Origin of the sequence: Cytobacillus sp. IB215316 (assembly GCF_033963865.1) — a bacterium.
GTDB lineage: Bacteria > Bacillota > Bacilli > Bacillales > SM2101 > Nanhaiella > Nanhaiella sioensis.
The window spans coordinates 40,553-65,297 of record NZ_JAXBMC010000013.1 but is presented as its reverse complement, the minus strand read 5'-3'; the positions used below and the strand labels follow the sequence as shown (position 1 = coordinate 65,297).

Genomic DNA, 24,745 nt, shown 5'->3' with positions numbered 1-24,745 from the left:
ATGGGGTGCGATGGAACGAGAGGCTTTTCAATAGGAAGTCTGATTTTATCGTAGTAATTGAGAGTTTTGCAAAGTGGAAAATTGTACAAAATGCATGGCTCCAAGTTGCAGAGGGGCAACCACCTATTGGGAATGGCTTTTTGAGTGTAGGTATAGAAAATATGGAGCTAGAAAGAGAATGTCTCATAGAAGAATTAAGTACTAAAATTAAGGCTCTTTTCGTAAACTTTGTTATTATTGTTACCAAATTAGCACCATAAACAGTGGTTCTATATGTTAGTCATCGTTGTAAAGAAGTAAAGGTGCCACGAACTCTAGTTGTGTGCGTGTTTATTTCTTAATACGAAAAACAATTATCAATGCGAAAACAGCCAATATTAAAGACATCGTAACAATAGAAGGAACATCAGTTGCTTTAATTACCTTTGATGGCTCGTAAGGAAATAAGATAGGATTGTACGATGAGCTTTAAAATTTATATAGTGATTATATAATATTAGTAATTAGTGCCTATCATCAGAGGTGCTTTTTTTATTTGATCATTTCGTAGGACGAGCTGAAATATATGTCAGAAGTATTAATGATAAAACCATTAAATGATAAATATAAAAGCTAAAATGACATATATATATTGCAATAAGAAATATGTAGTTGTATAATTTTTCATAGGTTTAAGTGTCCAAACAAAACGAGGGGTGAAAATATTGTTAGGGTGGAAAAGACATAAACAAATTGATGAGCGCCTTGTGAATATGCAAAACAAAATATACAAAGAAATATATTTCATGATCATGTGTATAGCTATTATCTCAATAATTGTAAAGTTTATAGCGTATGGGATAGGTTCAAAATTTATTTTGACAGAATTGATTATTTTAATTATTACGGGTTTGTATTATATGATACGAGCGGGGAACTTAGGAATTTTTACAGATGAAGCAGAGATGCATGATCGTAATAGCAAGATAAAGCTATCTACGAAAAATGTAATTGTTGGTCTTATCATTGGAATATTTATATCAGTCATTTTAGCAACAAGTAGTGCCATAAATTATTCAAATAGTAAAGGAGAATCTATCTACTTCTTTATTATTGTTTTCATCGCATCCTTTATGATGTATGTACCTTTTTTTATTGGTATTATATCCATACCGTTCCTAATTACAAACAAGAAGAGTGGCCAAGTTGTACGAAAAGGGCTGGAGGATATTCAAGGTGAGTGGAAGTGAAAAACTTAAAACTAAAAATGGCCAGAGTAGAACATGATTTATCACAACAAGAATTGGCAAACAAGGTTGGTGTATCTAGGCAAACAATTGGTCTAATAGAACTCGGTAAGTACAACCCTACATTGCACTTATGTCTTGCTATTTGTAAAGCACTAAATAAAACGCTAGATGAGTTGTTTTGGGATGAAGATTAATATCATTGTCATTCTATGAATTGATAATATTAAAAAGAAATGATATCCAATGTAGAAATTTTAAACTGGGGCGTCTATAAGTCAAGAAACGACTTAGTAGACAGCCCTTTTTGTAATTTATGCTCTTAGCCACTTCCAAATTTCTTTCGGGCTAGCATTCTTACCATACATTAAAATACCAACTTTAAATATTTTCCCAGCGATTTTCATTAATAGCCAAACGCTTATAAGTAATAAGACTAATGCAATAATAATCTCCTTCCATGGCCAAACCTCTAGCATTGAAAGGCGCATTAATAGCACTGTAGGTGAAGAAAACGGAATATACGTGCCAATTTTAGCAGCTAAACCTGATGGGTTATCTAAAATAGGGCCAATAAATATAAACGGCATAAATGGCAACATCAATACAAGTCCTTGAAAATTACTAGATGAATTGACATCTTCTACTGTCGCTCCTAATCCTACAAATATAGCAGCAAATAGAAGGTAACCAACAATAGCGATAAATAATAACAGTAATAGCTCTGGAACTAATAAATATTCAATAATTGGGATTTCATCGAAATTCAAGACTACGATTGGGACAATGATCCCTAACCAAACAATTACTTGAGTCATTCCAAGCCAAAAGTAACCAATAATTTTACCTTGCATTAGCTCTACTGGCGTTACAGATGATAATACAATTTCAGCTACTTTCTCTTTTTTCTCCTGAGATGCACTTTGGAATATCATCATTCCTGTCATGCTTATCGAAAACAAAATTATGCCAGCGAATAGTCCAGGAATAATTCTTATTAGAGGGTCTTGACTAGTAGCTGTTGCGCTGTTTCCTTCCTTAGCTGTATCTTCTACTAACACAGGTGAAAATACAATTTCACTTGTAACCACTTGCAACTGCTCAGAGGTTAATTCTAGTTGATTCAACCTTGATAATTGCAGAGGTTGGGTAAAGATACGTAGATCTCTTGAGAAATCATCGTTTATACCTTTACTAGTGTAAACTTGTATATTCCCACTTAATAAAATTGATTTCGACAAAGGAATATAAGCTGTATTTTCCTCAGTTTTAAGTTGCTCAAGCATTGTTGCTTCATTAGATGTTGTTTTTTTGATGGACCAATTTATGGATTCATCTTGTTTTATAATCTTTTCAATTTGAGGCATGATGTTCAGTTCATCATAAAGATAGACAGTAACTGCTTCATCGTCATTTCCAAGCCCTTCTAATAAAGAAGGTAATGTTGCAAATAAGATAAAAATGATTGGTGTTATAATAAGTGAGATTAAAAAAGATTTATTCTTAATGTTGCGTTTAAATTCCCATTTAGCTACCTTCATACTATTACGCATTAGCTTCACCTACTGACTGATGTAATTGATTATCGGTTGCAATATCAACAAAGATTTCATGAAGTGAAATACGGTCAATTGATAACTCTTGAATGTTTAGATCGTTTGGAATTTCCTTTAACCAACTGTTTATGCTTACATGTTGGGATAAATAAAGTATAGACGTATTTTCATGCTGTTCCACACGTTCAACCATAGGAATATTTTCTAATGTGGCAAGGTCATTTTTTCCTAGAATCGTACATTTAAAGTTGGCAAACTGTGTTTTCACCTCATCCATCGTTCCAGAAATAACTTTTTGTCCCTTGTGAATCATAAATAAACGATCACATAGTTCCTCAACTAAGTTCATCTGGTGAGAAGATAATAGAATAGCTGTACCATTGTTAGCCAATTCTTTAATTTCCGTTTTGAATAGCTCTTGGCTAACAGGATCTAAACCTGAGAACGGTTCGTCCAATATTAATAATTCAGGTTCATGAATAATTGAAGCAATAAACTGAACTTTTTGCCCCATTCCTTTTGACAATTCTTCAACAGAAACCTTGTCTTTTCCTTCTAATCCTAATTTAGCAAGATAGTGTAAAGCGCGTTGTTTGGCTTTCTTTTTTGGATAGTCCTTGAGTTCTGCGAAATAAAGCAGGATATCCATTACAGTAACATTTTTATAGAGCCCACGTTCCTCAGGTAAATAGCCAATTTTGTAGCGTGGAATTTCCTTTTCAGCATGATTATTGAAAGCTACTGATCCTTCGTCAGGATACAAAATACCCATAATGTTTCGGATCGTTGTTGATTTACCAGCACCGTTAGGCCCTAGGATGGCCATGATCTCTCCTTTGTGGACCTCAAATGATATGTCTTGAATGATGGATTTTTTCTTGAAATACTTCCCTAGCTTATTAACTTTGAGAACCACTTCAGTCATAGCTGTTTTCCCCCTTTTTAAATCTACGGCTTTTTAATTTACCATAATTTAAAGTGAAGTAGTGTCATAATTTGTCGAACATATGAGAGAGTTTTAGAGACTATTGATCTACCAGAGGTGGGAAATAGCGAAACGTGGAGATATGAAAAATTAGATAAACCAAACGGTAATGGGAGATGGTCTAACAATTACGGAGAAATAATTAAAAATTGGGTATTTGAGCCAACAACTGTTAATGATTCTAGCATCCTATACATCCTACTGTTGGAATGGGCTGAGAAGCAGCAAGGTACGATTGTTGATCTTGCCTGTGGTACAGGTAGAATAACGATACCATTAGCTAAACGTGGCTTTAGTATGATAGGTATCGATATAAATGAGGGTATGTTGAAAAAAGCAACAAAGAAAACGAATAATACAAAGTTATCAATTCAATGGATGATGCAGGATTGTACGAAGCTATCGTTAGAAAATAATAGCTCGGTATCCAAATGTAAGGGATTGGGACGACAAAGCGGAAAAGAAAACTATGTATATTGATAAGTGTAACCGAAGCGTAGTTGAATATCGCAGTGAGTCGTATCATTCTCCTACACAAGTTTTACATTGTAAATCACGAAGAGAAATTATTAATAATGATGGAGATGTGATTACTACAGAAAAAGATAGTATTTCGTTACGCTTTGTATTTCCGCTAGAAATGGAAAGGTTATTAAATCAACATGGGTTCACTATTATAGATGATTACGGCTCTTGGGATCAAACTCCGTTAAATGAAAGTAGTCAAGAAATGATATATGTTTGTAAGAAAGTATAGTCCTTAATCACTCGGTTAAGATCTCTAACAAGAATCGAATTTAATCATTTTTAGAATATAAGAATGAAAGGTTAATTTATAAATGTAGCTTTTCATGCCATGATTCATAATTAACTGTACATGGCTGAATGGTGAGATAGATTAATTAAATGATTGTAGGAAGAAAATAAGATTAGGAGATGACATTGTATAGAGTAATTCATAATGTACCTGTAAGAGCGTTGCCTCATAAGCTATTTGGCTTATGAGACAGCACCTTAAATGTCCCAACATTATTTACTATTGTTAATGAACTCTACTACAACACCGTTACCTCTTAATATATGGTTGATCATTTGACCGTTGTGGATATAAACCCTATCACGGAATTCATTTACATCACCATTGCTATATTTAAATTCTATCACTCTTTTTCCATTTTCTTTTGCAATTAAATTAGCAGTTTCAACATCTTCCCATTTGTATAGTTTCTCTTTTGTAGAGGTGGTTTGATTGACTACGATACCATCATTTGTCATATAAAGATAATCATTCATACCAAAGAAGATCAAGATTGCAGATATCACAGTTACAATCAGCATCATACTGTTTGTAATAAGCTTCTTCACCTTTTTACTTGATAAAAAAACATAAAGCATTAAGGCTAGCCCTATAAGACCTAAAGCTATTCCCATTAGAAAGTATGCTGATAGGTTCGGCGCAAAATACCATGAATATTCCAAACCTTCAACAAACAATGATTGAAAAATCCGAATAATGAAAAAAGGAGCTAGCCAGCAAGATAATAATAAAATGACTCCTATTGAAAATAGTATAGTGTGTTTAGATGAATACATAATATCCCCCTTTTAAAGTTATAAAAAATTTACCATTTTTCTACTATTTTTGCAATATAGTAGTGAAATTCATATTGAGAAAAGTAGAAAGTAAGGACGAACTATTTCCTATCATTTTCATTACTGACTCCGATTGCTACTTCATGTTTCTTTAAAATTTCATTAATAATCTTCATATTATTTTTGTAAACTGCGTCCTGAAGCTCAAGCTCTACTCCGTTCGTGTATGTAAGCTTAATAACCTTATGACCATTACCAATGCCAATAAAAGAAGCAGCTTCAATATATTCCCATCTATATAACTCTTCTTTTAATGAAAATTTATAATTAATGATCATTCATAAAAAAATTTTTATTGTAAATTTTTTAGATAAAAATAACCAAAACAAAACAATGGGCAGCTGTTCTAATTTGAGAAAAAAGCAGCAAATTAAGAACCTAAATAAAATCAAAATTAAAGAGATAGCTGTATTGAAATAACCTTTTTGTTATGTTAAAATAAACCAATTTGTGCAAAGGGGGAATTCAATTGAACTTATATTATAGTAATCGTGCTCAAGAGTATGAAAGGGTATATTATAGAAATGATGAAGTACGGCAGAAGGAGCAAGCGGCGATTCGTGAATCGATGAGTACACTATTTGTAAACAAACATGTGCTAGAAGTTGCGTGTGGAACGGGTTATTGGACGCAGTTTGTTGCTCAAGATGCATCCCATATTACTGCTATTGACTTTTCAGAAGAAGTATTAGAGATAGCAGTAGAAAAAAATCTACCATCTAATAAAGTTCTGTTTCAGCAGGCAAATGCGTACGAGTTGAATAAAGTTCAAGGAAATTTTAATGCGAGTTTTGCTAACTATTGGTTCTCTCATATTCCTAAAAATGAAATTGAAAAATTCTTAAAGCAACTTCATGCACGAGTTGGTACAGGGGCACAAATTTTTATGGCAGATAATGTGTATATTGAATCGATTGGTGGATCCTTAATTGAAAAAGCAGGTAGTAAAGATACATATAAATTAAGAACATTAGAAAACGGTTCACAATATGAAGTAATTAAGAATTATTATAACGAAGCTGAATTGCGTGAAATTTTTACACCTTATGCTAGAAATTTAGACATAACGATTGGTCAATGTTTTTGGTGGATATCTTATCTAGTAAAATAACACGTAGTTACTAATATATAGACACTCAATTAGGGGAGTCAGTTGAGGTGAGGTTATGAATCTATTTTGTGAAAGTGCCTTTAGGCAAATAAATGTTCTTGCTCAATCAATATGTGACATAATTGACAAGCTAGAGGATACTGATTTAGCAAGAAGACCTACTGAAAATAAACATTCAATCGGTGAACTACTGAAACATATCGCAATGATTTGTGAGGCTGATTTACATATTTCAGATGAAAAGAAGATAGAAGAAATGGAAAGTTATTATTCATCAAAAGTATTTAGTAGCAAAGAGGAAATTAAACAGGAGTTAATGAATAACGTTCAGTTATTGCAAGAAAGGTACGCATTTTATAGTGAGAAAGAATTAATGCAAATGACTACTTCATACTGGGGAGTTACATATACCCGTTTTGATTGGCTATTAGAAATTGTCGCTCACCTATATCACCATAGAGGACAGCTACATGCGATATTAGTTCATTATTACAAACAAGATCCAAATATTAATTTGTTTGAATAAATAATTTTTTAGGCACCTTGTGTGCTTTTTTTTATTATCGGTCCAAAAAACTATTTGAAAATTTTATTTGTTCATTAGAGAGTATTGGTCAAATGCTGGTTGGCTTGGTCAGATAAATGAAAGTGGTAAAGAGTTTGTACCGTTTGCACACACTGATTTTTCCTTTTTAGGTGTAGCATATGAGTTAGGGTGGATAATTGCTATTATACTAGTTATTATACTTTCGTTCTTGATTTCAAGAATGGTCGTTGTTTACCGATAAAATATCGGACAAATTTGGAAGAATGCTAGTCATGGGTGACATTTCTATCTTTACTGTTCATGCTGTCTATAATATTTCTATGGTGCTAGGTTTTTTACCTTTAACTAGTATCCCATTGCCATTTAAGCTATGGTTTAATGCCCACTGTACTAAATACAACGGTTGTAGGTATTGTACTGAGTGTGTATCGAAGGAAAGATTTAATCTTTGTAACAGCGACATTGAAGTAAATTTAGTAAACCAATCAATAAGGGTTTAACCGTAAAAAAATATTTGTTCAAAAGTTTAAGGAAACAGTGATTATGATACGAAACTACTATTAAAATAGAAGGAAGCCGGTGAGCTATTTTACGCTCTCCGGCTGTTATTCTGATTCAATTAATTGTAAACGTTTAAGGATTGCCCTTTTTCTATACATCATTACTCCTGCCTCAGCTATATCATTTACTGCAGAGCGGTTAATAAATGCACCAATTAACAGTCCAGCAATTGGTATTATTTGAAAAAGTTTTTTCCAGCCAATTTGATCCCGATAGGAAAATACGACCTCTCTCCACCCTTGAATCTCTGCTGCAACCTCTCTTTTTGACTCATTTTGATCGGACTCGAACATGGTAAGCTGCTGTAATATTGCCTTTTTACCAACAATATCAGAGGAAATGAATTGTAATACTTTCACGATGAAAATTCTTTCATTTTTATCTGTTGGGTCAAATCCATAACAAATAGCTATGTCTTGAAGAGTTTTCAGTTGGATGCCGAGTAAAATGGGTATATCAATAGTAAGAGTGAAAATACCTCCAACTCCAGTGCTTGCCCCTTGGAAGGTGGCCACTTTTTTGCGATTTAAAGATAGCTTGGCAGCAGCTTCATCCATGCTAGCAATTGGCAGATTATCTACATCTTTTAAAGTGTTGATTTGTTGATTTGGATAGTAATTTTTCACGGCAGAAATGGAGCTCAAATATCTGCCTCCTGACTGGATGTATGTGCCTAGTTCATCAAGGATTACGCCAACTTTGTTTTGTATAAACTTTGGAGTGAATCTGTCAATCAGTTTGAAAGGAAGCCGTCCGAGCTTATCCCAAAACCATAAGTCGCTCTGGTCTTTTTCCCAATCCTGACAATTCTTTAACTCATTTTTTAAATGCTCTATCGTTTCGTTCATTATTAGCGCCCTTTCATAGAATGTGGTAGTAGAAATACGTATTAAAATAATAAAGGTTTCACAAATATTAATAATATCTTTGTGAATATAGTGATAACATAAACATTTCCACTTTTGGAGCGACTATATGAGGAATAGGTGGAAGATATAAATTCCACCTGATAGAACTAGTTGTAAATACAAAGTCTATGTGCAATACACTGCTGTTTAGACTAGCTTTCGAAAAGAATGAAAATAAAGCCTTATAAACATAATTAGGATAATCAGTGTTGAGAAAATAAATAAAATTCTTACTGAAAACCATTCTGCCCACAAACCTGCAATGAATAAACCAAGAGGTAGTGTAAGTTTCATAAGCATTGATGACGTTCCTGAAACACGACCTAATAGGTGATTAGGTGTAAATTCTTGTCGGATTGTAAAATATACAATATTACTCATTGTAATTGCAAACGTACGGATGGCTAGTGAAATTCCAATTGCCCACCATGTTGGAGCAACTATAAGTACCCCCATTGCACATGCATCAATGAGTAAACAAAATGTAAAAATGTTTCCTCTTCCAAATTGTTTACGAATGTGGTTAATAATCGCAGCACCTAGTAACCCTCCAATAGCAGAAATGCTAAACATTAACCCGACTTGAGCAGATGTAGCTCCTAGTTGATCTTTTACATAAAAGATAAGTACCCCTGTTATAAGACTCGCTGCGAAATTTACAAATAGTATGGTGATCGTTGGTGTTAATAACGTCTTATTAAAGAACAGTTCATCAATACCTTCTTTTATATCACGTAACATTGAATTATGCTGTTTTGTCGTGTGGTTATTTGCAGGCAAACGGATGAGCTGTACACAAATGTATAGTATGAATAAACATACCATGTATACCATCAAAGTTGAGGTGTAAGAAAATACTAGTAGAGCAGCACCTGCTAATCCAGGACCGATCATTTGGATAAAAGTATTAACGAAAGTCATTTGTGCATTTGCAGAAGTTAATTGTTCCTTTGTAACAATTTGTGGTAAAACTGAATGGTTAGCATTTCCAAATGTATATCCTGCCGAAGAAAGAATAAATCCTAGTATGTATAAATGCCAGATGGCTAACTGATCGGTCATGAGTAGTAAGATAATTCCAGTGATTGTTGCAACTTGGATAAAACTCGTCCAGGCCATCATTTTTTTGCGATTAAATCGATCTACAAACACGCCCACAATCATCCCAATAAAAATATTTGGGAAAAACTCTATCGCACGCATAGTACTCATCGCTAGTGCTGATTGACTTATATCATAAATGAGCAATGGGATTGTAATAATATACATTTGCATGCCGAAATTTGAAATCATTGAACCAAACCAAATAAGTAGAAAATTTTTATTTCTCCATAATGTTAATGGTGCGCTCCGCTGTTGTGCGGTTTGAACAGCCATTCATATCCCCCTTATCGTTTAATGTAGTAGTTGAGGGGTTCGACCCCTTTCTTACGCAGTGTTGTTGTCCTCTTTTTTAAACACGCATTAGTAGTGTAAAATATAAAAAGGTGAATAAAAAGTGAGATGTTTAAATTAAACTGTTCACCTTTTATTGGGGGAAAAGATGAAATACTTTGATTATTTAATAAAACTTACTGAACACTTTAAACCTGGAGTTGGGAATGAAACAACCATCTTTGACATATCTGAGCTTTTAACTTGTTCAGAGCGTCATGTGAAAACGATTGTTCAGTATTTAAATGATGAAGGTTACATTAAATGGAAAGTCCAGAGAGGTAGAGGAAAGAAGCCAACAATTACGATTATTTATTCTAAGGAGCAGCTTTGTCTTAATTACGCAAAACAAAAAATTCAACAAGGTCAATATCAACAAGCCTTTCGTATTGTGGAAAGTTTAGGTGATTCTTCACGAACTGATATCCAAGAGTGGTTTATAAAGCATGTAGGCTTTTCACGACTACAACAAAGAAATAAAGCTGGTGAAAATCTAGATATTCTGACATACCCTTTTTATGAAACGGATTTATCGATGGATCCACTACATATTCAATCCCGTCACGATTCCCATATGGTACAACAAATTTTTGATAGGCTGGTAGAATATGATCCAAATACATGTCAACTAATGCCAAGTATTGCCCATAGCTGGGAAAGTGTTGATGGAAAGCTATGGACCTTTTATTTACACAAAGGGATAAAGTTTCATCATGGTAGAGCGTTAACAAGTGAGGATGTAAAATTAACTTTTAGTAGGTACCCGAAAGAGGATATCCTTATGACTAACATGGAATGGATAGAAATAATTGACAAGGATGTTATCCAGTTTCAATTAAAGAATGTTGATTATTTATTTCCGCGTCATTTATCGGGAATGAGATTCTCCATTGTACCTCTAGAAGTGGTTAAAAATGATCATGAGAATTTCCGTCGATTTCCGATCGGAAGTGGACCTTATAAAATTACGCAACACAATGAAAATAACATTCGGTTAGAGTTATTTGCTAAATATTTTGGAGTTAGGCCGTGGTTAGATAGAATAGAGATTATTAAAACACCAACTCCATTTAAAGGGGAAGAGGGACTTCCGTTACTATTACATTCTTTAGACGAATCATGGGAGCAAGTAAAAATGCTAGAGAAAGGAGCAACCTTTATTGCATTTAACTGTAAGAAAAATGGGCCATTGAGAGATCAAGATTTTCGTGAGGTAATCAGTAGCTCGTTAAATCAGCAGGATTATTTAGTCGAAAAAGAAAGTAGACGAGCTGCGTGTAGTTTTGTAACTGATCGGTCTATTGAAAACAGTGTTACTGGTGTTAAGAATTGTAGCATGATAAGTGATACAGAAATAATACTGAAGATTGGAGTGCAGCAAATTCGAGATGGAGTAAACTTTGAGGAGGAAGCCAAAACCCTACAAAAGCAATTACTTAAAGTAAATATCACTTCACATATTGAACTAGTAGATTTTCATCGTTTTAGCGGATATGAAGAGTTTCAAGATTTTGATCTATTTGTCGGAGGGATTGCACTTGCAGATGACCAGCTATTATCAGTAATTACTGCACTTCAATCACAAGTGATAAATATTTATCACTTTCTAAATGAACCAATGAGACAATACGTTGACCGACAGGTTTCCTACATAAAACAATTAACAGATGAAACTGCCCGATGGAAAACGTACTTTCAAACAGAAGATTATTTGAAAGGAAACTACGCTATCTATTTTTTATATCATCGTTATCATACTGTGTACAAGTCTAAAAACAGCCGATATGTAAATTTAGAACTCGATAGTAACGGAAGAGTAGATTATCGGAAGGTATGGAAGAGAACTGGTCAACTTGGGAATCCAACATAGGTCATGGTACTACATAATTTAAGTTATATTTTATTCAAAGGGGAATAACATTGATTCGAAGTTATAAGCTTGAAGATATCAATTATATTATTAGTACTCATTACGAGATTTATCATAAGGAATACCATTATGATGAATCATTTAAAGAATTTATTCAGAAAAAAGTTTGGGATATCGTCAATAGAGCCCATGTTAGAGAAAATATATGGGTGGTAGAAAAAGAGGGAGATCTGAAAGGTTCAGTTTGTATTAATCAGTTTGATAGCGAAATTGCTCAGCTAGGTTTATTTCTTATAGACCCCCTTTCAAGAGGTTTAGGTATAGGTAGTCAACTAATAAAGACAGCCATCAAATTCTCTACAGAAAAAAAGTATAAGAAAATAATTTTGTGGACAAATAGTGACTTAATAGCTGCAAGAAATCTATATAAAAAGTTTGGATTTGAAATAGTAGAAACACAAGAAGTTGTTTTATCTAACATTGCTATGGTTGAGGAACGTTGGGAGCTCATACTGAATAGTGAGGGGGAGAGAAAAGGTGAAAATTAGAAAAGCAGTTTTAAAAGATGTAAAGTCTATTGCAAAAGTACATGTAGATAGTTGGAAGACTACATACAAGCATATTGTCCCAGACGAGTATTTAAACAAGTTATCCTACAAAAGTCGGGAACAACTATGGGAAGAGATTGTCCCAAGTGGAAATGTATATGTTGCGGAAAATAATAAAGGTCAAATTGTTGGCTTTGCAAATGGTGGAAGGGAAAGGTCAAGACAGTATGATGGCTACGAGGGAGAGTTATATGCCATCTATCTGTTACAAGAATATCAAGGATGTGGCATAGGGAAACAACTTATAATGCCAATTATCGAACATCTAAAACAATTAAAGATACATAGTATGGTTGTGTTCGTCTTGGAAGATAATAGCGCGTGTCAATTCTATGAAGCTCTTGGTGGTAAAAAAATGGACTCGTTGGAAATTGTAATAGCCGGGAAGAAACTGAATGAAGTCGTTTATGGTTGGAGTGACATAAGTTATATTCTCTCATAGATTTTATGTCGAGTTAGGCGCGCTTCAATCAGCTGAGCGTGATGTGTCTGATATGAACGAGATTTAGAAGTCATTTATTATATTATCAATCCTAAAAAGTACAGTCAAAGGTGGCTGTGCTTTTAAAAGGTAAGAAAATATAGAAATAATTTTTTGTTCTTTCACTGTATGAGAACTCTATGTCTAGCTTCAGCGTCTATCTCTTTGAGGTCACTTCGCAAATTTACCCGAAGGCATTTGGGCTGTTTAATTTAATAATGCGATTATGACCAGTTATTATGCAAAAACGACCGATTATCGAAATTCCATTTACAGGATGATGGATAGTTTTTATAGTTATTATCTCAAAGATGTAGAAGCGCTTGCAGACCGTGTAGGCATTATGCATGGAGGACCATCGTATACTCATTATCATGGTAGAAAGAGGATTTCTGTCCGTTGGAGGTATAAGTTTGTTTTCTACAAAAGTGGAGCATTTAACATTCAACTTTAATTACTATATTACAGATTGGTGGTCATGGTTTAGGTTCATGGAATAGTATCTTAACCCACTGGAGTTTTAACGCAGTCAAATCTTTATTCCTTTGATATAATACCAAATAGCAGAGAGATTTGTATGATCGAGTAAAAGTTTTTAAGAATGATGTATGAAGACTGAATTTTATATATAATGAACAATTAAGGGGGTGGATGAAAAATGGCAAACGAATTATGCTTGCCAAAGTTAAAGATATCCCATGCAAAGCCTGCGGCTGGGGGCGATTCTTTGCATGGGTGGACATTGAGGTAACTAGAGTGTTCAAAGCTTAAGCAACCTCTTTACGTCGCCCGTATAAGCTCGTTCCTAAATGTGGTTTTGCACCTTCATTTTATTTTTAAAATAAGGAGCGGAAGATATTATGAGTAAACCATTTATTAGGAACCATCAATATAATCTAATTAAGAGACAAGCAAGCATTATTCAATATGCTTTAAAGACTACAGCTGATCTAAATGTAATGGAAGTAGCGAAATATAGTGCGCTATCTAAAGTTCTAGATGCTATTTCTCATACGACGGATTCACAAGATCAAATGTTAAGGAAAATGACTGATTTAGAAACAGCGGAGGAGTTTCAACAGTATATAAATGCATTAGAGCCATTGCTGTTAGAATTTCCACAAGTGACTAAAAAACAATTAACAAAACTATTCTCAAAAAATAAAAAACTTAAGCTACCTGATTTAGCAAGTATAGATTTTCAATTCTTGACCTATCTAGGTTGGCTTGATATATCAAAAAATAAACTGTTTATCGTTTATGAACTAGACAATGAACTAATGGGTATAGAAGGTAACTTTACTATAACGAACAAAAAGGATATATGCTCGTTATGTAAAGGATTCAGTAAGGTTGTGTTCGTTTCAGCAATATCTAAAACAAAACCTAAAAATGCTTCACCTGATTATTATAAATCTTATGGAAATTATATGTGTATGAACAGTGAAGAGTGTAATCAGAACATAACAGATGTATCAAATTTAGAAAGCTTTATTCGAAATGTAAGAGGTTAACCTCCAATGTATTTGAAACCACGGGAAAAGTGAGGAAGGTGTTATGGATGCTCACCGCCCGTGCTGTGGAAAGTGAGCATCAAGGGGCAGAAATCTTCTGCCCTTTCGTATCTTTTAGCTAAAGGCTGTCTTCGCATAAGATGTTGTTTTTCGTACAAAAATTAAACATGAATACAACTAGCTTTCGTGGCATCTTTTATTTTTTAAAAACGATAACTGTTCCGTTAACCAACATCTTTACCTTCAAATTTAGGAACAATTGCAACAAAGCTTCCGAAACGAAAGCCTTACTAAATAGCAACAAAGTTAACGAAAAAGCCCTAATAAAACAACGAGACAGAAGGTGACGGTTTTGAGTGAAAAAATAAAAGTAGGTTTAATTGGCATGGGAGCGATCGGTGAAAGAGTGTTACGACAATTTCAACAGCATAATGAAATTGATATTGCGGCGCTTTGTGATCGAAACGCAGATAGTTTAAACAAATTTAAGGATGAATTGCCAAATGTATCTCTATACTTGGATCATTTAGATATGCTTAAGGATGAAAGTATTCAGTTAATTTATGTGGGGGTTCCTCCTAAATTCCATCATAAAATAGCAATAGATGTAATAAGAAACGGCCGACACCTGCTATGCGAAAAGCCGCTTGCAAATTCTACTGAAGAAGCATTGGAAATGGTAGAAGAGGCTGAAAAAGCTAATATTGTGCATGCCATGAATTTTCCAATGGTATATAGTCAGGCATTCCAAGTATTCAAAAATAAGATCATGAATGGTGAGCTCGGGTCAGTAAAAAAAATTGAGCTTAACTTGCACTTTACGGAGTGGCCTCGAAAATGGCAGCAAAACGAATGGATTTCTAGCAGGGAACAAGGGGGATTTATTCGAGAAGTTGCTCCTCATTTTATTCAAATCATACACGACGTTTTCGGGGAAATGAGCATTGTACGATCAAGTGTTGAATATCCTGAAAATGAAGACTTGTGTGAAACAAGCTTTATCAGCTCTATGAAGCTTTCAGGTGGAATTCCCGTTCTATTTAACGGGTTAGCAGGTATTGGTCAACAGGAGCATCTTTCTCTAAAAGTTTTCGGAGACCAAGGAACATTGGAAATTGAAAATTGGGGAATCCTTTCAGAAACTAGAGCTGATGACAATGGAAGTATCATTCCCGTTGATAGTGTTGACAAAGAAAACGTAGTGGACGAACTGGTGAAGGCGATCAAAGGCGATTCAGCTAAGCTCGTATCTTTTAAGGAAGGTTATGCAGTTCAAAAGGTGTTAGATGAAATTTTATTGGCGAAGTAGAGGCACTATTGTGTCTCTTTTTTTTTATGCCAGATATAGCATATCTACATGGTGAAAGTCCATCATTGGGTGCATATCGACAAACCACTATGGAGCATCTCCTACATTAGTTAGTGAAGAATTCATTATCGCTTGAATACACACCTAATGAAGATAGCAAAGAACGAGGAAACCACCCTGAAAACCGGTTCAGACTCCCATAATATATACCCTGTCTCTTTTTTTTCATAAAAGAACGTATAATAATTAATTCTTATCCGCTGTAATAACATATTGCTATTATAGATTTTTTATAGTGTAAGATAAAATAATTGATGTGGTATTATATGGTAATTGATTATAGAGGTGGATAGAAATGAGGAGTATTGTTATTAATCAATTTGGTGGTCCTGAAGTACTTGAATTAACAGACGTTGAAATTCCTGTCGCAGGTCCACATAAAGTATTAATTCGCGTAGAGAAAACGAGTGTTAATTTTGCAGATATAAAAAAAGAAAAGGGAACAAAGGTCATGGAAGCTTTCTATTATCGATCGGCTTGGATGTAGCAGGAAACGGTGGAAGCTGTTGGGGATGAAGTTGAGAAGATATATGTTGGCCAAAGAGTGATCGCGTTTCCTTCAAATGGCTCCTATGCTGATTACGTGGTGGCTAAAGAATCATTAACCTTTGTTCTTCATGAAGATATTGATTTTTCAACAGCTGCAGCTTGCCCAACAGTTTCAATCTTAGCGTATAAGCTACTTAATAATATTGCTAGGGTTCGAAAAGAGGAGACGGTCCTTATACATGCGGCCGCGGGAGGAGTAGGGACAACTGCTATTTAATTGGCAAAGTTACTAGGTGCAGGCAAAGTGATTGGTACGGTTAGCAATGAGGCTAAATTTTCAGTTGTGAGAGAAGCTGAGGCTGCTGAGGTCATGTTATATGATGGGTTTTTTCAAACAAAGTAAAAGAGCTTACGAATGGGACAGGTGTAGATATTGTTTTAGATTCTATCGCTGGTCGGATTACTGAACAAAGTTTAGCATGCTTAGCGAAGTATGGCAGGCTGATCCAATTTGGAAATTCCAGTGGTGAAGTAGGGCATTTTGAAACAAGTGAGCTTCACTCAAGTTGTAGATCTGTACTAGGGTTCAGTTTAGGTACCACACGAAAGGAAAGGCCTCAGTTGTTAGAACAAGCAGCTAAGCAAATCATAAGATATTTATCAAACAAACAATTAACGATGAAAATGGGCAAAGAGTTTCCTTTACAAGAAGCAAGGAAAGCCCATGAATATATTGAATCAAGAGAGAATATAGGAAAGGTACTATTAACCGTCAGAGGATAACCTTATAATAGTAAGAGATTGTCAATTGTTGCATTTGTTTTGGTACTAGCATACAAGCATAGGGGTTTATTAATAGAGTATTTTCTCATTAATTTTAGACTGTTTTCGCATCGATTGTTGCTTTTAGTCCTAAGAAATAAGTACGTACAAATCAAGTCGTTCTCATTAAACATATAGTCAAAGTTTATTTGCTGCTGTCCTAAGTTAGTCTCAATACAACAAAGTTTACAAAAGGAGCCATAATTATATTGTATTAAGAGCGATGTACAAATCAATTTGAGTGTTCGTTTAAAACAATGACTATCAGATAAACGTATGGGAAGATAGTCTTAACGAAGGGGAGTTAGATGATAATATATAAAAATCAATATATTACAGTGTTTCAAAGTGCATTATTTCAAACGACATCAACAGTTATTATACTTCCAGAATTTGTATTAGTTGTTGACCCGACATGGTTACCAGCTGAGGTAGAACAAATAAAAGAATATGTTTATCGAAATAAAGGCGATCGAAAGTTATATCTATTATTTACTCACTCGGACTGGGACCATATTATCGGATATGGGGCTTTTCCTGATGCAACGATCATTGCTAGTTTTGAGCTAGTAAACAAAGACCATAAGGAAAAGGTGCGTATTCTTGAACAAATCTATTCTTTCGATGATAGGAACTACATTGAGAGAGGGTATGAAATTACTTATCCGAAAGTTAACCACGTCATTCAAGTGGATGGAGAGCAATTGACTATAGAAGGTACAACACTTACTTTTTATAAAGCGCAAGGTCATACTGATTGTGGATTATTCACAGTTATTGAACCTCTAGGCATTTTTCTAGCAGGTGATTATCTTTCAGATTGCGAATTCCCTCTCATATACCATAGCAGTAAAGCGTATGAACTCACGCTAAATAAAGTAGACGGAATTTTAGAGCAGCACGATATCAAATTAATGATTCCAGGGCATGGGGCTGTAACTGAAGATAAGTCCATTATCAAACAAAGAAAACTAGAATCAATGACGTACATAAAACAGCTTAGAGCATTGCTCCAGGAAAACAACAAGGAACAAATTGAAAAAATGATAGAGAAATATCGCTTTCCAAGAATGATGAAAGATTTCCATAAGGAAAACCAGCAATTATTAAGTAGAGAGCTAGGAATCTCATAACGTTAACAGAATAGAACAAATACAGTGTGCTAAGAAAGGACTTGAACATGGGTAATTACAAAGTAATTCTTTTTGATTTAGATGGAACACTTTCAGATCCTAAAATAGGCATAACCAAATCAGTTCAATATGCATTGAAGAACATGAATATTGTTGAGAATGATCTTGATAAGCTTGAATGCTTTATTGGTCCACCTTTACAAGTTTCTTTTGCAGATTATTATCATTTTGATGAGGAGAAAATTGAACGAGCAATTGAATTATATAGAGAGAGGTTCAAGGACAAGGGGATGTTTGAGAATGTCCTATATCCAAATGTTCCTCGCCTGTTAAGTCAACTTAAGGAACAAAATTATAAGTTAGTTGTAGCAACCTCAAAGCCGACAGTATTTGCAGAAAAGATACTCAACTACTTCCATATAGAACAGTTTTTTGACCTAGTAGTTGGTAGCAATCTTGATGGATCAAGGGCATCAAAAACAGAAATTATTCAGCACGTTTTAGATGAGTACAACGAAAATGAGCTGAATGATTTTATTATGATTGGTGACCGTAAGCATGATATTATCGGCGCGAATAATACCGGAATTGATTCCATAGGCGTCACATATGGTTACGGCTCATTTGAAGAACTGAGTATTGTTAAACCTACTTACATTGCAAATAATGTTGAAAAGATTAGGGAGATTTTTTTAGCGAATAAAGTTATATAAAACTCTTTCAAAAAGGTAAGACTCATCGGATATATGGAGTCCTACCTTTTTTAAAATTATTTTCTTTATGTCGGAAATATTGCTCTAAATGACTGGAGATTATAGAGCTAATATGCTCATTTTATTAAAGGTTCTTTTCGAAAATTTGTTGCTATTGTTATCAATTTAGTACCAAAAAAGTGGTTTTATATTGTTAGTCATCAATGTACAGAAGAGAAGGTGCCAACTAGTTGAGTATGGTTTATTTATAAAACAGCCATATTAAATATTAATGTTTGACAAAACTAATAACGTTAGTTATTATAAAACTAATATTATTAGTTTATGGATATGAGGTGAGAATTAAATGAGGAAAAAGCAAGAAAAATATTTATATCAGTTGACGTTTTTACCCCGTTTAATGCCTGTGAATAGCTATCTTGTCGAGGAAGATGGTGAATTGACATTAATTGATGCAGCTTTGCCATACAGTGCCAAGGAGATTTTGCGTACAGCTGAATCAATTGGTAAACCCATTACAAAAATATGTTTAACCCATGCCCATGATGACCATGTTGGTGCTTTAGATAACTTGAAAAATAAACTCCCAAATGCCAAGGTTTATATCTCAAGTCGTGATGCTAAACTATTAGCTGGAGACAAATCTTTACACGCTGATGAACCAAACACTCCTATTCGAGGTGGAGTTCCTAAAGGTATTCAGACAAAACCAGATGTGCTACTTAACGAAGGAGATGTAATTGGTTCATTACTAACAATTTCAACTCCTGGGCATACTCCAGGGTCCCTAACCTTCTTAGATACGCGTTCAAACACATTAATTGCTGGAGATACATTTCAAATAAGGGGAGGAATAGCTGTTGCTGGACAATTAAGAGTTTCGTTCCCCTTCCCCGCAATGGCAACATGGAACAAAGAACAAGCACTTCAAAGTGCAAAGAAGCTAATGAAGTATAAGCCAGCACTACTAGCAGTCGGTCACGGAAATCTACTAAATAATCCCGCCTCAGCAATGAATCATGCTATTCAAGAAGCTGAAAGAAAGATTGGCTAATTCAATTGACAAAGGAGAAAGAGCATGTCACCTAGAACAGGTTTAGATTTACAAACAATATTACAAGCTGCAGCAGAGATTGCAAATGAACAAGGGCTTGAAGCAGTAACATTAGCTATATTAGCAAAGAAGCTGAACATTCGTCCTCCTTCATTATATAACCATATTGATGGGTTACCTGGATTAAGAAAACAGCTAGCCATTTTTGGACTTGAGAAACTTCATAATGAACTGACAAGTGCTGTAATAGGGATCGCAGGGGAAGATGCTGTACATTCATTAGCGAAAGCCTACGTGAACTTTGCTCGTTCGAACCGTGGATTATATGAAGCAACATTAATGGCGCCTGATGCATCTGATGAAGCAGCGCAAAAGGCAAGCCGTAACATCGTTAACCTTGTGTTAGCTGTCCTGCAAACTTTTCGATTAGAGGATGAAGCCGCTCTTCATACCGTTAGAGGCTTAAGGAGCATCTTACATGGATTCTCTTCATTAGAGCAGCATGCTGGGTTTGGTTTGAATCTGAGCCTTGATGATAGCCTATATTATATCGTAAGCACATATCTTAATGGTATTAACAAAATGCAGAAATAACAGTGATAGATGATTAGGCTTGGTTGTATGGAGCATGGAGGGGGACTCTATGTTTTGTCATACCAATGCCGAAAGATTTTTTATCCATTCAAGATGAATTCTTCGTTTGATACGTAATGGTTGAGTTAAAAAGTCTCTGGATTTTCCAACATCTTAGCAAGTTATATGCAACATCGTTATGATAAAATGATAGGAAGTAAGTGCTGTTTCTGAAAGGGTGTATGACGATAAAATGGAAAACCATAGTTTACTTTTAATAGATGGATTTAATATATTAAGCAGGTGTTACTTTGCAACTTCCTATGGTAGGGATGAGGATCAGCTTGCAAAAAATAGCCAAGGGTTATACATTAACGCGTTACGAGTCAAGTTTAATAAAATCTTTGCGTTAATTGAAGATCTACGAGCGACACATGTAGCAATTGTATGGGATGTAAAGCGTGATGAAGTCATTAGGCGTGACATGTTTGAAGATTATAAAGCGACAAGAGGCGAACTACCGGACCCTCTGATTCAGCAATTCGAAACGTCAAAAATAATACTTGATAAAATTGGGATTTCTCAAATTTCTGTAGATCGCTATGAAGCAGATGATGTAATAGGGGCTTTAGCAACAAAATGGAGTCGCGAGCATCAAAAGCAGTGCTATATATACAGTAATGATCGAGACTTATTACAATTATTAGATCAAAATATTTCGCAAGTTATTGCAATTAAATCTAAAGGTGATACCATTTACAGATTACAAGACTTTCATAATGAATACGAAATATCTCCAAGTCAATGGGTTGATGTGAAGGCACTATTAGGGGACAAAAGTGATAACATTCCCGGCGTCACTGGTGTTGGTGAAAAAGCAGCACTTCCTTTAGTGAAAATGTATGATGGCATAGATAAACTATATGAACAAATTGATGACTTAGACAAGTCCTTCAACCGATATAAGAAAAAATTAATTGCAGGCAAGGAAATGGCTTTTTTAAGTAAGAAGTTAGCTGAAATTATTGTCGATATACCACAAATCAATGAATTTGAGATTTCTGAACTTCTACTTCAATTAGAAGAAGAAATAATTCACGAAGAGTTTGAAAAATATGGATTGAAAGCAAAGGTTAAAAGATAAGTAGAAAAACTGTTGCAATAGCATACTTGTAAGAAAGCACATGAGATGTAATAAATTTTCATGTGTTTTTATTTTTATTTGGCTCTTTTTGATAACTTTGTTGTAGAACAGTAAAATGAGGTGATATGTGCCATAGAGAGTTAAAGGTACCATGAGTACTTTTTGGTATGTGTCTTTATTTCTTAGTATGAAAAACAACCTCTTTGTTACTAAATCTAGTATTAAAATATGATATAATTACTAATATTTAGAAAATTATACCATGTTAGAGGAGAAAAAATATGGGCTATATCATGGATTTGAGAAAGTTGGTAGGTAATTGTCCTCTGATTATGGTAGGTGCATGTGTCATTCTTTTAGATAAAAGTAATAGAGTATTATTACAATTGCGCAAAGATAATCGACGTTGGGGGTTGCCAGGAGGCTCTTCAGAGATGGGAGAAACGTTAGAAGAAGTGGCAAGGCGTGAACTGTTTGAAGAAACAGGGTTAACAGCAAATTCTCTTAAGCTATTTAATGTTTTTTCAGGTGAAGAATTTTATTATAAATATCCAAATGGTGACGAAGTATATAATGTAGTTTCAGTATTTATATGTACTTCATATGATGGAGTGTGTAAGAAGGATGTAAGTGAAGTAGCTGATCTACAATTTTTTCATCTTAATGAACTCCCGGAAAAAATAAATCCACCTGATTATCCCATTATAAAGGAGTATTTGCAAAAAGAAGCTCTTTATAAAGGAGAATAACATTTTAAAAATTTTATGAAGTAACATCAATTATGCATACAACACAAAGGAAAGGTAATCGCAGATGAATTATATTAAGGATATGAGAAAGCTCATCGGTCACCAAACTCTTTTTACACTTGGCTGTGGAGTAATTATCGAAGATGGAGAAAGAATTTTATTGCAGCATCGAACTGATGAGGATAATTGGTGTATCCCTGGTGGGGTTATGGAAATAGGAGAGTCGTTTGAACAAACAGCTAAAAGAGAAACGTTTGAAGAAACCGGCTTACAAGTAGAGAAATTAGATTTATTCGGTATATATTCAGGTGAAGCATGTTTCGTTAAATATCCTAATGGTGATGAAGTTTATAGCGTGCAACTCATCTTTAAAACGAGCTGTTATAAAGGAGAATTAAAGCAAATGGATATTGAAAGTCGGGAGCATAGATTCTTTTTGAAAGAAGAGCTGCCCCAAAATTTAAATCCACGTCAAAAAGCTTTTATTCTCGATTGGGCGGAGAAAAAGCAGTTACCTGTTATTAGTTGATTATGATACTTTTGAATATAGAAAACGCCTTAGCCTCATTGTGTTTAACGAATGGGGTTTTTTGTGATTATGATCCTTCTAAACAGTCATGTAATCGATTTGTCAGCTTATTTAGTTTAGGGTGTAATAAACAATAAACAGTAAACCCAATATATCCGATAGCTGTTAAAAATAACATAAATGTCCCGATGTTAATCCTCCTATTACACTACCTGCAAAATATCCTAAAGGGCATAAAGAGCATAAAGAGCCTAACAGTGACGACAGAAAGGAAAATCCAGTTCCAATAAAGTGTTGGGGTAGATTTATTCGTATGCATGTTTGGATATAGCCCAAGCAAACCTAAACAAAACATAAGGAATGATAAGTCTCTTAATTGTGGTTATAGATAATAAGCAGAGAGCACCTGGAAATATAGAAACGATTGGAAAGACTCAGTTTAAGTGGAAATTTATTTTGTATACTAGATAAGGTAGTGCCAGCTATTATACCAATTGATATAGATGTTAACCATAACCCGTACTTTGCTGAGTTAGAGGAAATTACTGGAAACATTGAAATTCCCATCGTTGCCATAACTGCTCCTTTTAATTATATTTAATGGTAATTATTTCATAAATTTAATAAAATTTCTATTTATACATTGAATAATAAACGAAAGTATTGTAGAATAATAATTGGATTTTTTAATAGAAGGGTAGGGTAGAATGATTGGTGTAAAAGCGCCTGGACTAGGTAAGGTAACCCTAGTTGACGAGGAGGAGGTTTATCGATTTTTCGGCGGATACCTCCCGGTTGCTTCGACTACAACCGTAATCATATACGAAAACAAAGAGGTGACTTTTTGGACAATCGTATGTGTGTAATCGACAAAAAATATTAACTTGCAAGGGGACGAGAGCAGTCCTCTATAATTCTTGTCCCTTTGTATTGGAGGGCATTATATGGATAGCATTATTTTTGATTTGGACGGTACACTTTGGGATTCTAGTCGTGAGATTTTAACTTGTTGGAATGATGTATTAGCCAGATATGATGAAGTTAATTACAGTATAACAGTAGACGATTTAACTGGCACGATGGGCTTGCAATCGAAGGAGATTGGGGAGAAGCTATTCCCTCATCTTGGGGCAAGTTTGCAACAACGAATATTAGCAGATTGCTGTCAAGTTGAATGTAACCACTTAGCAAATCACGGTGGGGTACTATATGACCGTGTGGAAGAAGTCCTCAGTGAGTTATCTCAAACTTACAAATTGTTTATCGTTAGTAATTGTCAAGACGGCTATATCGAAGCATTTTACAAATATCATAAGCTAGATAAGTATTTTATTGATTATGAGAATCCTGGAAGAACTGGGCTATCAAAAGGTGAAAATATCAAGCTGGTCATCAACAGAAATCAATTAGTAGACCCGATTTATGTAGGTGATACTGAAGGTGACCGAACAGCAGCGAAGTTTGCGGGAATACCGTTTGTATTTGCTAAGTATGGGTTTGGTGAAGTTACTCAATACGATTATAGTATCGATACATTTGATGCAATAAAGGAACTATGAAATGTTTCTTACTAATGATATAGTCTGCTGAAATCAATTTTGATTCAGCAGGCTTTTTCACAGCTAATTTAATCTAATTTAGTATTGAGCAATGCCAATAATTCTTCAATATGTAATCAAAAATCACTTACTTAATTATGCTATAATCAATATAAGT

At 34.4% G+C, this 24,745-nt stretch carries 29 protein-coding genes and 1 pseudogene; 24 read left to right on the top strand and 6 right to left on the bottom strand.

Annotation, left to right across the window (positions count from 1 at the left end):
• Positions 1 to 5: 5 nt before the first annotated feature.
• From SLH48_RS17625 to SLH48_RS17615, 3 genes are all read left to right on the top strand, one after another.
• Complete coding sequence (locus SLH48_RS17625; RefSeq protein WP_320259227.1) at positions 6 to 260, top strand: hypothetical protein; 255 nt, start codon at positions 6 to 8, stop codon at positions 258 to 260.
• A 444-nt stretch (positions 261 to 704) separates the two neighbouring features.
• Positions 705 to 1,229 (top strand): DUF6773 family protein, encoded by a 525-nt coding sequence (locus tag SLH48_RS17620; protein WP_320259226.1) that lies wholly within the window; start codon positions 705 to 707, stop codon positions 1,227 to 1,229.
• Complete coding sequence (locus SLH48_RS17615) at positions 1,226 to 1,423, top strand: helix-turn-helix transcriptional regulator (protein ID WP_320259225.1); 198 nt, start codon at positions 1,226 to 1,228, stop codon at positions 1,421 to 1,423. Before SLH48_RS17620 ends, SLH48_RS17615 begins: the two co-directional genes overlap by 4 nt.
• Positions 1,424 to 1,540: 117 nt before the next feature.
• Here the strand turns inward: SLH48_RS17615 and SLH48_RS17610 are convergent, their stop codons facing one another.
• Both SLH48_RS17610 and SLH48_RS17605 read right to left on the bottom strand, forming a co-directional pair.
• Complete coding sequence (locus SLH48_RS17610; RefSeq protein WP_320259224.1) at positions 1,541 to 2,779, bottom strand: ABC transporter permease; 1,239 nt, start codon at positions 2,777 to 2,779, stop codon at positions 1,541 to 1,543.
• Positions 2,772 to 3,707: an ATP-binding cassette domain-containing protein gene (locus SLH48_RS17605; protein ID WP_320259223.1), complete on the bottom strand. Its 936-nt coding sequence runs from the start codon at positions 3,705 to 3,707 to the stop codon at positions 2,772 to 2,774. Before SLH48_RS17605 ends, SLH48_RS17610 begins: the two co-directional genes overlap by 8 nt.
• Before the next feature lie 117 nt (positions 3,708 to 3,824).
• On the opposite strand from SLH48_RS17605, the gene SLH48_RS17600 reads away from it, so the two are divergent.
• Together SLH48_RS17600 and SLH48_RS17595 are read left to right on the top strand one after the other, a co-directional pair.
• Positions 3,825 to 4,247: a class I SAM-dependent methyltransferase gene (locus SLH48_RS17600; protein WP_320259222.1), complete on the top strand. Its 423-nt coding sequence runs from the start codon at positions 3,825 to 3,827 to the stop codon at positions 4,245 to 4,247.
• Positions 4,237 to 4,524: a hypothetical protein gene (locus tag SLH48_RS17595; protein ID WP_320259221.1), complete on the top strand. Its 288-nt coding sequence runs from the start codon at positions 4,237 to 4,239 to the stop codon at positions 4,522 to 4,524. Before SLH48_RS17600 ends, SLH48_RS17595 begins: the two co-directional genes overlap by 11 nt.
• Positions 4,525 to 4,796: 272 nt before the next feature.
• Here SLH48_RS17595 and SLH48_RS17590 read toward each other — a convergent pair whose 3' ends face one another.
• Positions 4,797 to 5,360: a hypothetical protein gene (locus SLH48_RS17590; RefSeq protein WP_320259220.1), complete on the bottom strand. Its 564-nt coding sequence runs from the start codon at positions 5,358 to 5,360 to the stop codon at positions 4,797 to 4,799.
• 101 nt (positions 5,361 to 5,461) lie between these two features.
• Complete coding sequence (locus SLH48_RS17585) at positions 5,462 to 5,698, bottom strand: hypothetical protein (RefSeq protein WP_320259219.1); 237 nt, start codon at positions 5,696 to 5,698, stop codon at positions 5,462 to 5,464.
• 191 nt (positions 5,699 to 5,889) lie between these two features.
• Between SLH48_RS17585 and SLH48_RS17580 the strand changes: the two genes are divergently transcribed.
• The 4 genes from SLH48_RS17580 to SLH48_RS22535 all read left to right on the top strand — a co-directional run bounded on the left by SLH48_RS17580 (position 5,890) and on the right by SLH48_RS22535 (position 7,578).
• Positions 5,890 to 6,531: a class I SAM-dependent methyltransferase gene (locus SLH48_RS17580; protein ID WP_320259218.1), complete on the top strand. Its 642-nt coding sequence runs from the start codon at positions 5,890 to 5,892 to the stop codon at positions 6,529 to 6,531.
• Positions 6,532 to 6,586: 55 nt separating this feature from the next.
• Positions 6,587 to 7,057 carry a DinB family protein gene (locus SLH48_RS17575; protein WP_320259217.1) on the top strand — a complete coding sequence of 157 codons (471 nt, stop codon included), beginning with the start codon at positions 6,587 to 6,589 and terminating at the stop codon, positions 7,055 to 7,057.
• 67 nt (positions 7,058 to 7,124) lie between these two features.
• Positions 7,125 to 7,319 carry a hypothetical protein gene (locus SLH48_RS17570; RefSeq protein WP_320259216.1) on the top strand — a complete coding sequence of 65 codons (195 nt, stop codon included), beginning with the start codon at positions 7,125 to 7,127 and terminating at the stop codon, positions 7,317 to 7,319.
• 22 nt (positions 7,320 to 7,341) lie between these two features.
• Positions 7,342 to 7,578 (top strand): hypothetical protein, encoded by a 237-nt coding sequence (locus SLH48_RS22535; RefSeq protein ID WP_413785441.1) that lies wholly within the window; start codon positions 7,342 to 7,344, stop codon positions 7,576 to 7,578.
• A 105-nt stretch (positions 7,579 to 7,683) separates the two neighbouring features.
• On the opposite strand, the gene SLH48_RS17565 is transcribed toward SLH48_RS22535, so the two are convergent.
• Both SLH48_RS17565 and SLH48_RS17560 read right to left on the bottom strand, forming a co-directional pair.
• Positions 7,684 to 8,487 (bottom strand): EcsC family protein, encoded by an 804-nt coding sequence (locus SLH48_RS17565; protein ID WP_320259215.1) that lies wholly within the window; start codon positions 8,485 to 8,487, stop codon positions 7,684 to 7,686.
• A gap of 207 nt (positions 8,488 to 8,694) precedes the next feature.
• Positions 8,695 to 9,924, bottom strand: coding sequence for an MFS transporter (locus SLH48_RS17560; RefSeq protein ID WP_320259214.1), 1,230 nt, complete (start codon positions 9,922 to 9,924; stop codon positions 8,695 to 8,697).
• Between the two features lie 166 nt (positions 9,925 to 10,090).
• Here SLH48_RS17560 and SLH48_RS17555 point away from each other — a divergent pair, with 166 nt between their 5' ends.
• From SLH48_RS17555 to SLH48_RS17485, 15 genes and pseudogenes are all read left to right on the top strand, one after another.
• The gene (locus tag SLH48_RS17555; protein WP_320259213.1) at positions 10,091 to 11,851 is read left to right on the top strand and encodes an ABC transporter substrate-binding protein; all 1,761 of its coding nucleotides are present in this window, start codon (positions 10,091 to 10,093) and stop codon (positions 11,849 to 11,851) included.
• A 50-nt stretch (positions 11,852 to 11,901) separates the two neighbouring features.
• Positions 11,902 to 12,399: a GNAT family N-acetyltransferase gene (locus SLH48_RS17550; protein ID WP_320259212.1), complete on the top strand. Its 498-nt coding sequence runs from the start codon at positions 11,902 to 11,904 to the stop codon at positions 12,397 to 12,399.
• Positions 12,389 to 12,901: a GNAT family N-acetyltransferase gene (locus SLH48_RS17545; protein ID WP_320259211.1), complete on the top strand. Its 513-nt coding sequence runs from the start codon at positions 12,389 to 12,391 to the stop codon at positions 12,899 to 12,901. The genes SLH48_RS17550 and SLH48_RS17545 overlap by 11 nt, the downstream gene beginning before the upstream one ends.
• An 899-nt stretch (positions 12,902 to 13,800) precedes the next feature.
• Positions 13,801 to 14,454, top strand: coding sequence for a FusB/FusC family EF-G-binding protein (locus SLH48_RS17540; protein WP_320259210.1), 654 nt, complete (start codon positions 13,801 to 13,803; stop codon positions 14,452 to 14,454).
• 343 nt (positions 14,455 to 14,797) lie between these two features.
• On the top strand, positions 14,798 to 15,763 hold the full coding sequence (locus tag SLH48_RS17535; protein WP_320259209.1) for a Gfo/Idh/MocA family oxidoreductase: 966 nt from the start codon (positions 14,798 to 14,800) through the stop codon (positions 15,761 to 15,763).
• Between the two features lie 355 nt (positions 15,764 to 16,118).
• A pseudogene (locus SLH48_RS17530) lies at positions 16,119 to 17,095 on the top strand (quinone oxidoreductase family protein).
• A 347-nt stretch (positions 17,096 to 17,442) separates the two neighbouring features.
• Complete coding sequence (locus tag SLH48_RS17525) at positions 17,443 to 18,267, top strand: MBL fold metallo-hydrolase (protein ID WP_320259208.1); 825 nt, start codon at positions 17,443 to 17,445, stop codon at positions 18,265 to 18,267.
• 47 nt (positions 18,268 to 18,314) lie between these two features.
• Positions 18,315 to 18,980 (top strand): HAD family hydrolase, encoded by a 666-nt coding sequence (locus SLH48_RS17520; protein WP_320259207.1) that lies wholly within the window; start codon positions 18,315 to 18,317, stop codon positions 18,978 to 18,980.
• A gap of 346 nt (positions 18,981 to 19,326) precedes the next feature.
• Positions 19,327 to 20,034, top strand: coding sequence for an MBL fold metallo-hydrolase (locus SLH48_RS17515; RefSeq protein ID WP_320259206.1), 708 nt, complete (start codon positions 19,327 to 19,329; stop codon positions 20,032 to 20,034).
• A 24-nt stretch (positions 20,035 to 20,058) separates the two neighbouring features.
• Positions 20,059 to 20,628 (top strand): TetR/AcrR family transcriptional regulator, encoded by a 570-nt coding sequence (locus SLH48_RS17510; protein WP_320259205.1) that lies wholly within the window; start codon positions 20,059 to 20,061, stop codon positions 20,626 to 20,628.
• 232 nt (positions 20,629 to 20,860) lie between these two features.
• The gene (locus SLH48_RS17505; protein ID WP_214484197.1) at positions 20,861 to 21,751 is read left to right on the top strand and encodes a 5'-3' exonuclease; all 891 of its coding nucleotides are present in this window, start codon (positions 20,861 to 20,863) and stop codon (positions 21,749 to 21,751) included.
• Between the two features lie 281 nt (positions 21,752 to 22,032).
• Positions 22,033 to 22,500, top strand: a complete 468-nt coding sequence (locus tag SLH48_RS17500; RefSeq protein ID WP_320259204.1) for an NUDIX hydrolase — start codon at positions 22,033 to 22,035, stop codon at positions 22,498 to 22,500.
• 64 nt (positions 22,501 to 22,564) lie between these two features.
• Positions 22,565 to 23,029 carry an NUDIX hydrolase gene (locus tag SLH48_RS17495; protein ID WP_320259203.1) on the top strand — a complete coding sequence of 155 codons (465 nt, stop codon included), beginning with the start codon at positions 22,565 to 22,567 and terminating at the stop codon, positions 23,027 to 23,029.
• A 424-nt stretch (positions 23,030 to 23,453) separates the two neighbouring features.
• Positions 23,454 to 23,630, top strand: a complete 177-nt coding sequence (locus SLH48_RS17490; protein ID WP_320259202.1) for a hypothetical protein — start codon at positions 23,454 to 23,456, stop codon at positions 23,628 to 23,630.
• Positions 23,631 to 23,973: 343 nt separating this feature from the next.
• The gene (locus tag SLH48_RS17485; RefSeq protein WP_320259201.1) at positions 23,974 to 24,588 is read left to right on the top strand and encodes an HAD family hydrolase; all 615 of its coding nucleotides are present in this window, start codon (positions 23,974 to 23,976) and stop codon (positions 24,586 to 24,588) included.
• The last annotated feature ends 157 nt before the right edge of the window (positions 24,589 to 24,745 follow it).

Excerpts from the sequence above, each read along its gene's own strand:
- SLH48_RS17610 (WP_320259224.1), bottom strand. The coding sequence starts at position 2,779 with ATGCGTAATAGTATGAAGGTAGCTAAATGGGAATTTAAACGCAACATT.
- SLH48_RS17605 (WP_320259223.1), bottom strand. The coding sequence starts at position 3,707 with ATGACTGAAGTGGTTCTCAAAGTTAATAAGCTAGGGAAGTATTTCAAG.
- SLH48_RS17595 (WP_320259221.1), top strand. The coding sequence starts at position 4,237 with ATGTATATTGATAAGTGTAACCGAAGCGTAGTTGAATATCGCAGTGAG.
- SLH48_RS17590 (WP_320259220.1), bottom strand. The coding sequence starts at position 5,360 with ATGTATTCATCTAAACACACTATACTATTTTCAATAGGAGTCATTTTA.
- SLH48_RS17585 (WP_320259219.1), bottom strand. The coding sequence starts at position 5,698 with ATGATCATTAATTATAAATTTTCATTAAAAGAAGAGTTATATAGATGG.
- SLH48_RS17575 (WP_320259217.1), top strand. The coding sequence starts at position 6,587 with ATGAATCTATTTTGTGAAAGTGCCTTTAGGCAAATAAATGTTCTTGCT.
- SLH48_RS22535 (WP_413785441.1), top strand. The coding sequence starts at position 7,342 with ATGCTAGTCATGGGTGACATTTCTATCTTTACTGTTCATGCTGTCTAT.
- SLH48_RS17565 (WP_320259215.1), bottom strand. The coding sequence starts at position 8,487 with ATGAACGAAACGATAGAGCATTTAAAAAATGAGTTAAAGAATTGTCAG.
- SLH48_RS17560 (WP_320259214.1), bottom strand. The coding sequence starts at position 9,924 with ATGGCTGTTCAAACCGCACAACAGCGGAGCGCACCATTAACATTATGG.
- SLH48_RS17555 (WP_320259213.1), top strand. The coding sequence starts at position 10,091 with ATGAAATACTTTGATTATTTAATAAAACTTACTGAACACTTTAAACCT.
- SLH48_RS17540 (WP_320259210.1), top strand. The coding sequence starts at position 13,801 with ATGAGTAAACCATTTATTAGGAACCATCAATATAATCTAATTAAGAGA.
- SLH48_RS17525 (WP_320259208.1), top strand. The coding sequence starts at position 17,443 with ATGATAATATATAAAAATCAATATATTACAGTGTTTCAAAGTGCATTA.
- SLH48_RS17520 (WP_320259207.1), top strand. The coding sequence starts at position 18,315 with ATGGGTAATTACAAAGTAATTCTTTTTGATTTAGATGGAACACTTTCA.
- SLH48_RS17515 (WP_320259206.1), top strand. The coding sequence starts at position 19,327 with ATGAGGAAAAAGCAAGAAAAATATTTATATCAGTTGACGTTTTTACCC.
- SLH48_RS17510 (WP_320259205.1), top strand. The coding sequence starts at position 20,059 with ATGTCACCTAGAACAGGTTTAGATTTACAAACAATATTACAAGCTGCA.
- SLH48_RS17505 (WP_214484197.1), top strand. The coding sequence starts at position 20,861 with ATGGAAAACCATAGTTTACTTTTAATAGATGGATTTAATATATTAAGC.
- SLH48_RS17500 (WP_320259204.1), top strand. The coding sequence starts at position 22,033 with ATGGGCTATATCATGGATTTGAGAAAGTTGGTAGGTAATTGTCCTCTG.
- SLH48_RS17495 (WP_320259203.1), top strand. The coding sequence starts at position 22,565 with ATGAATTATATTAAGGATATGAGAAAGCTCATCGGTCACCAAACTCTT.
- SLH48_RS17485 (WP_320259201.1), top strand. The coding sequence starts at position 23,974 with ATGGATAGCATTATTTTTGATTTGGACGGTACACTTTGGGATTCTAGT.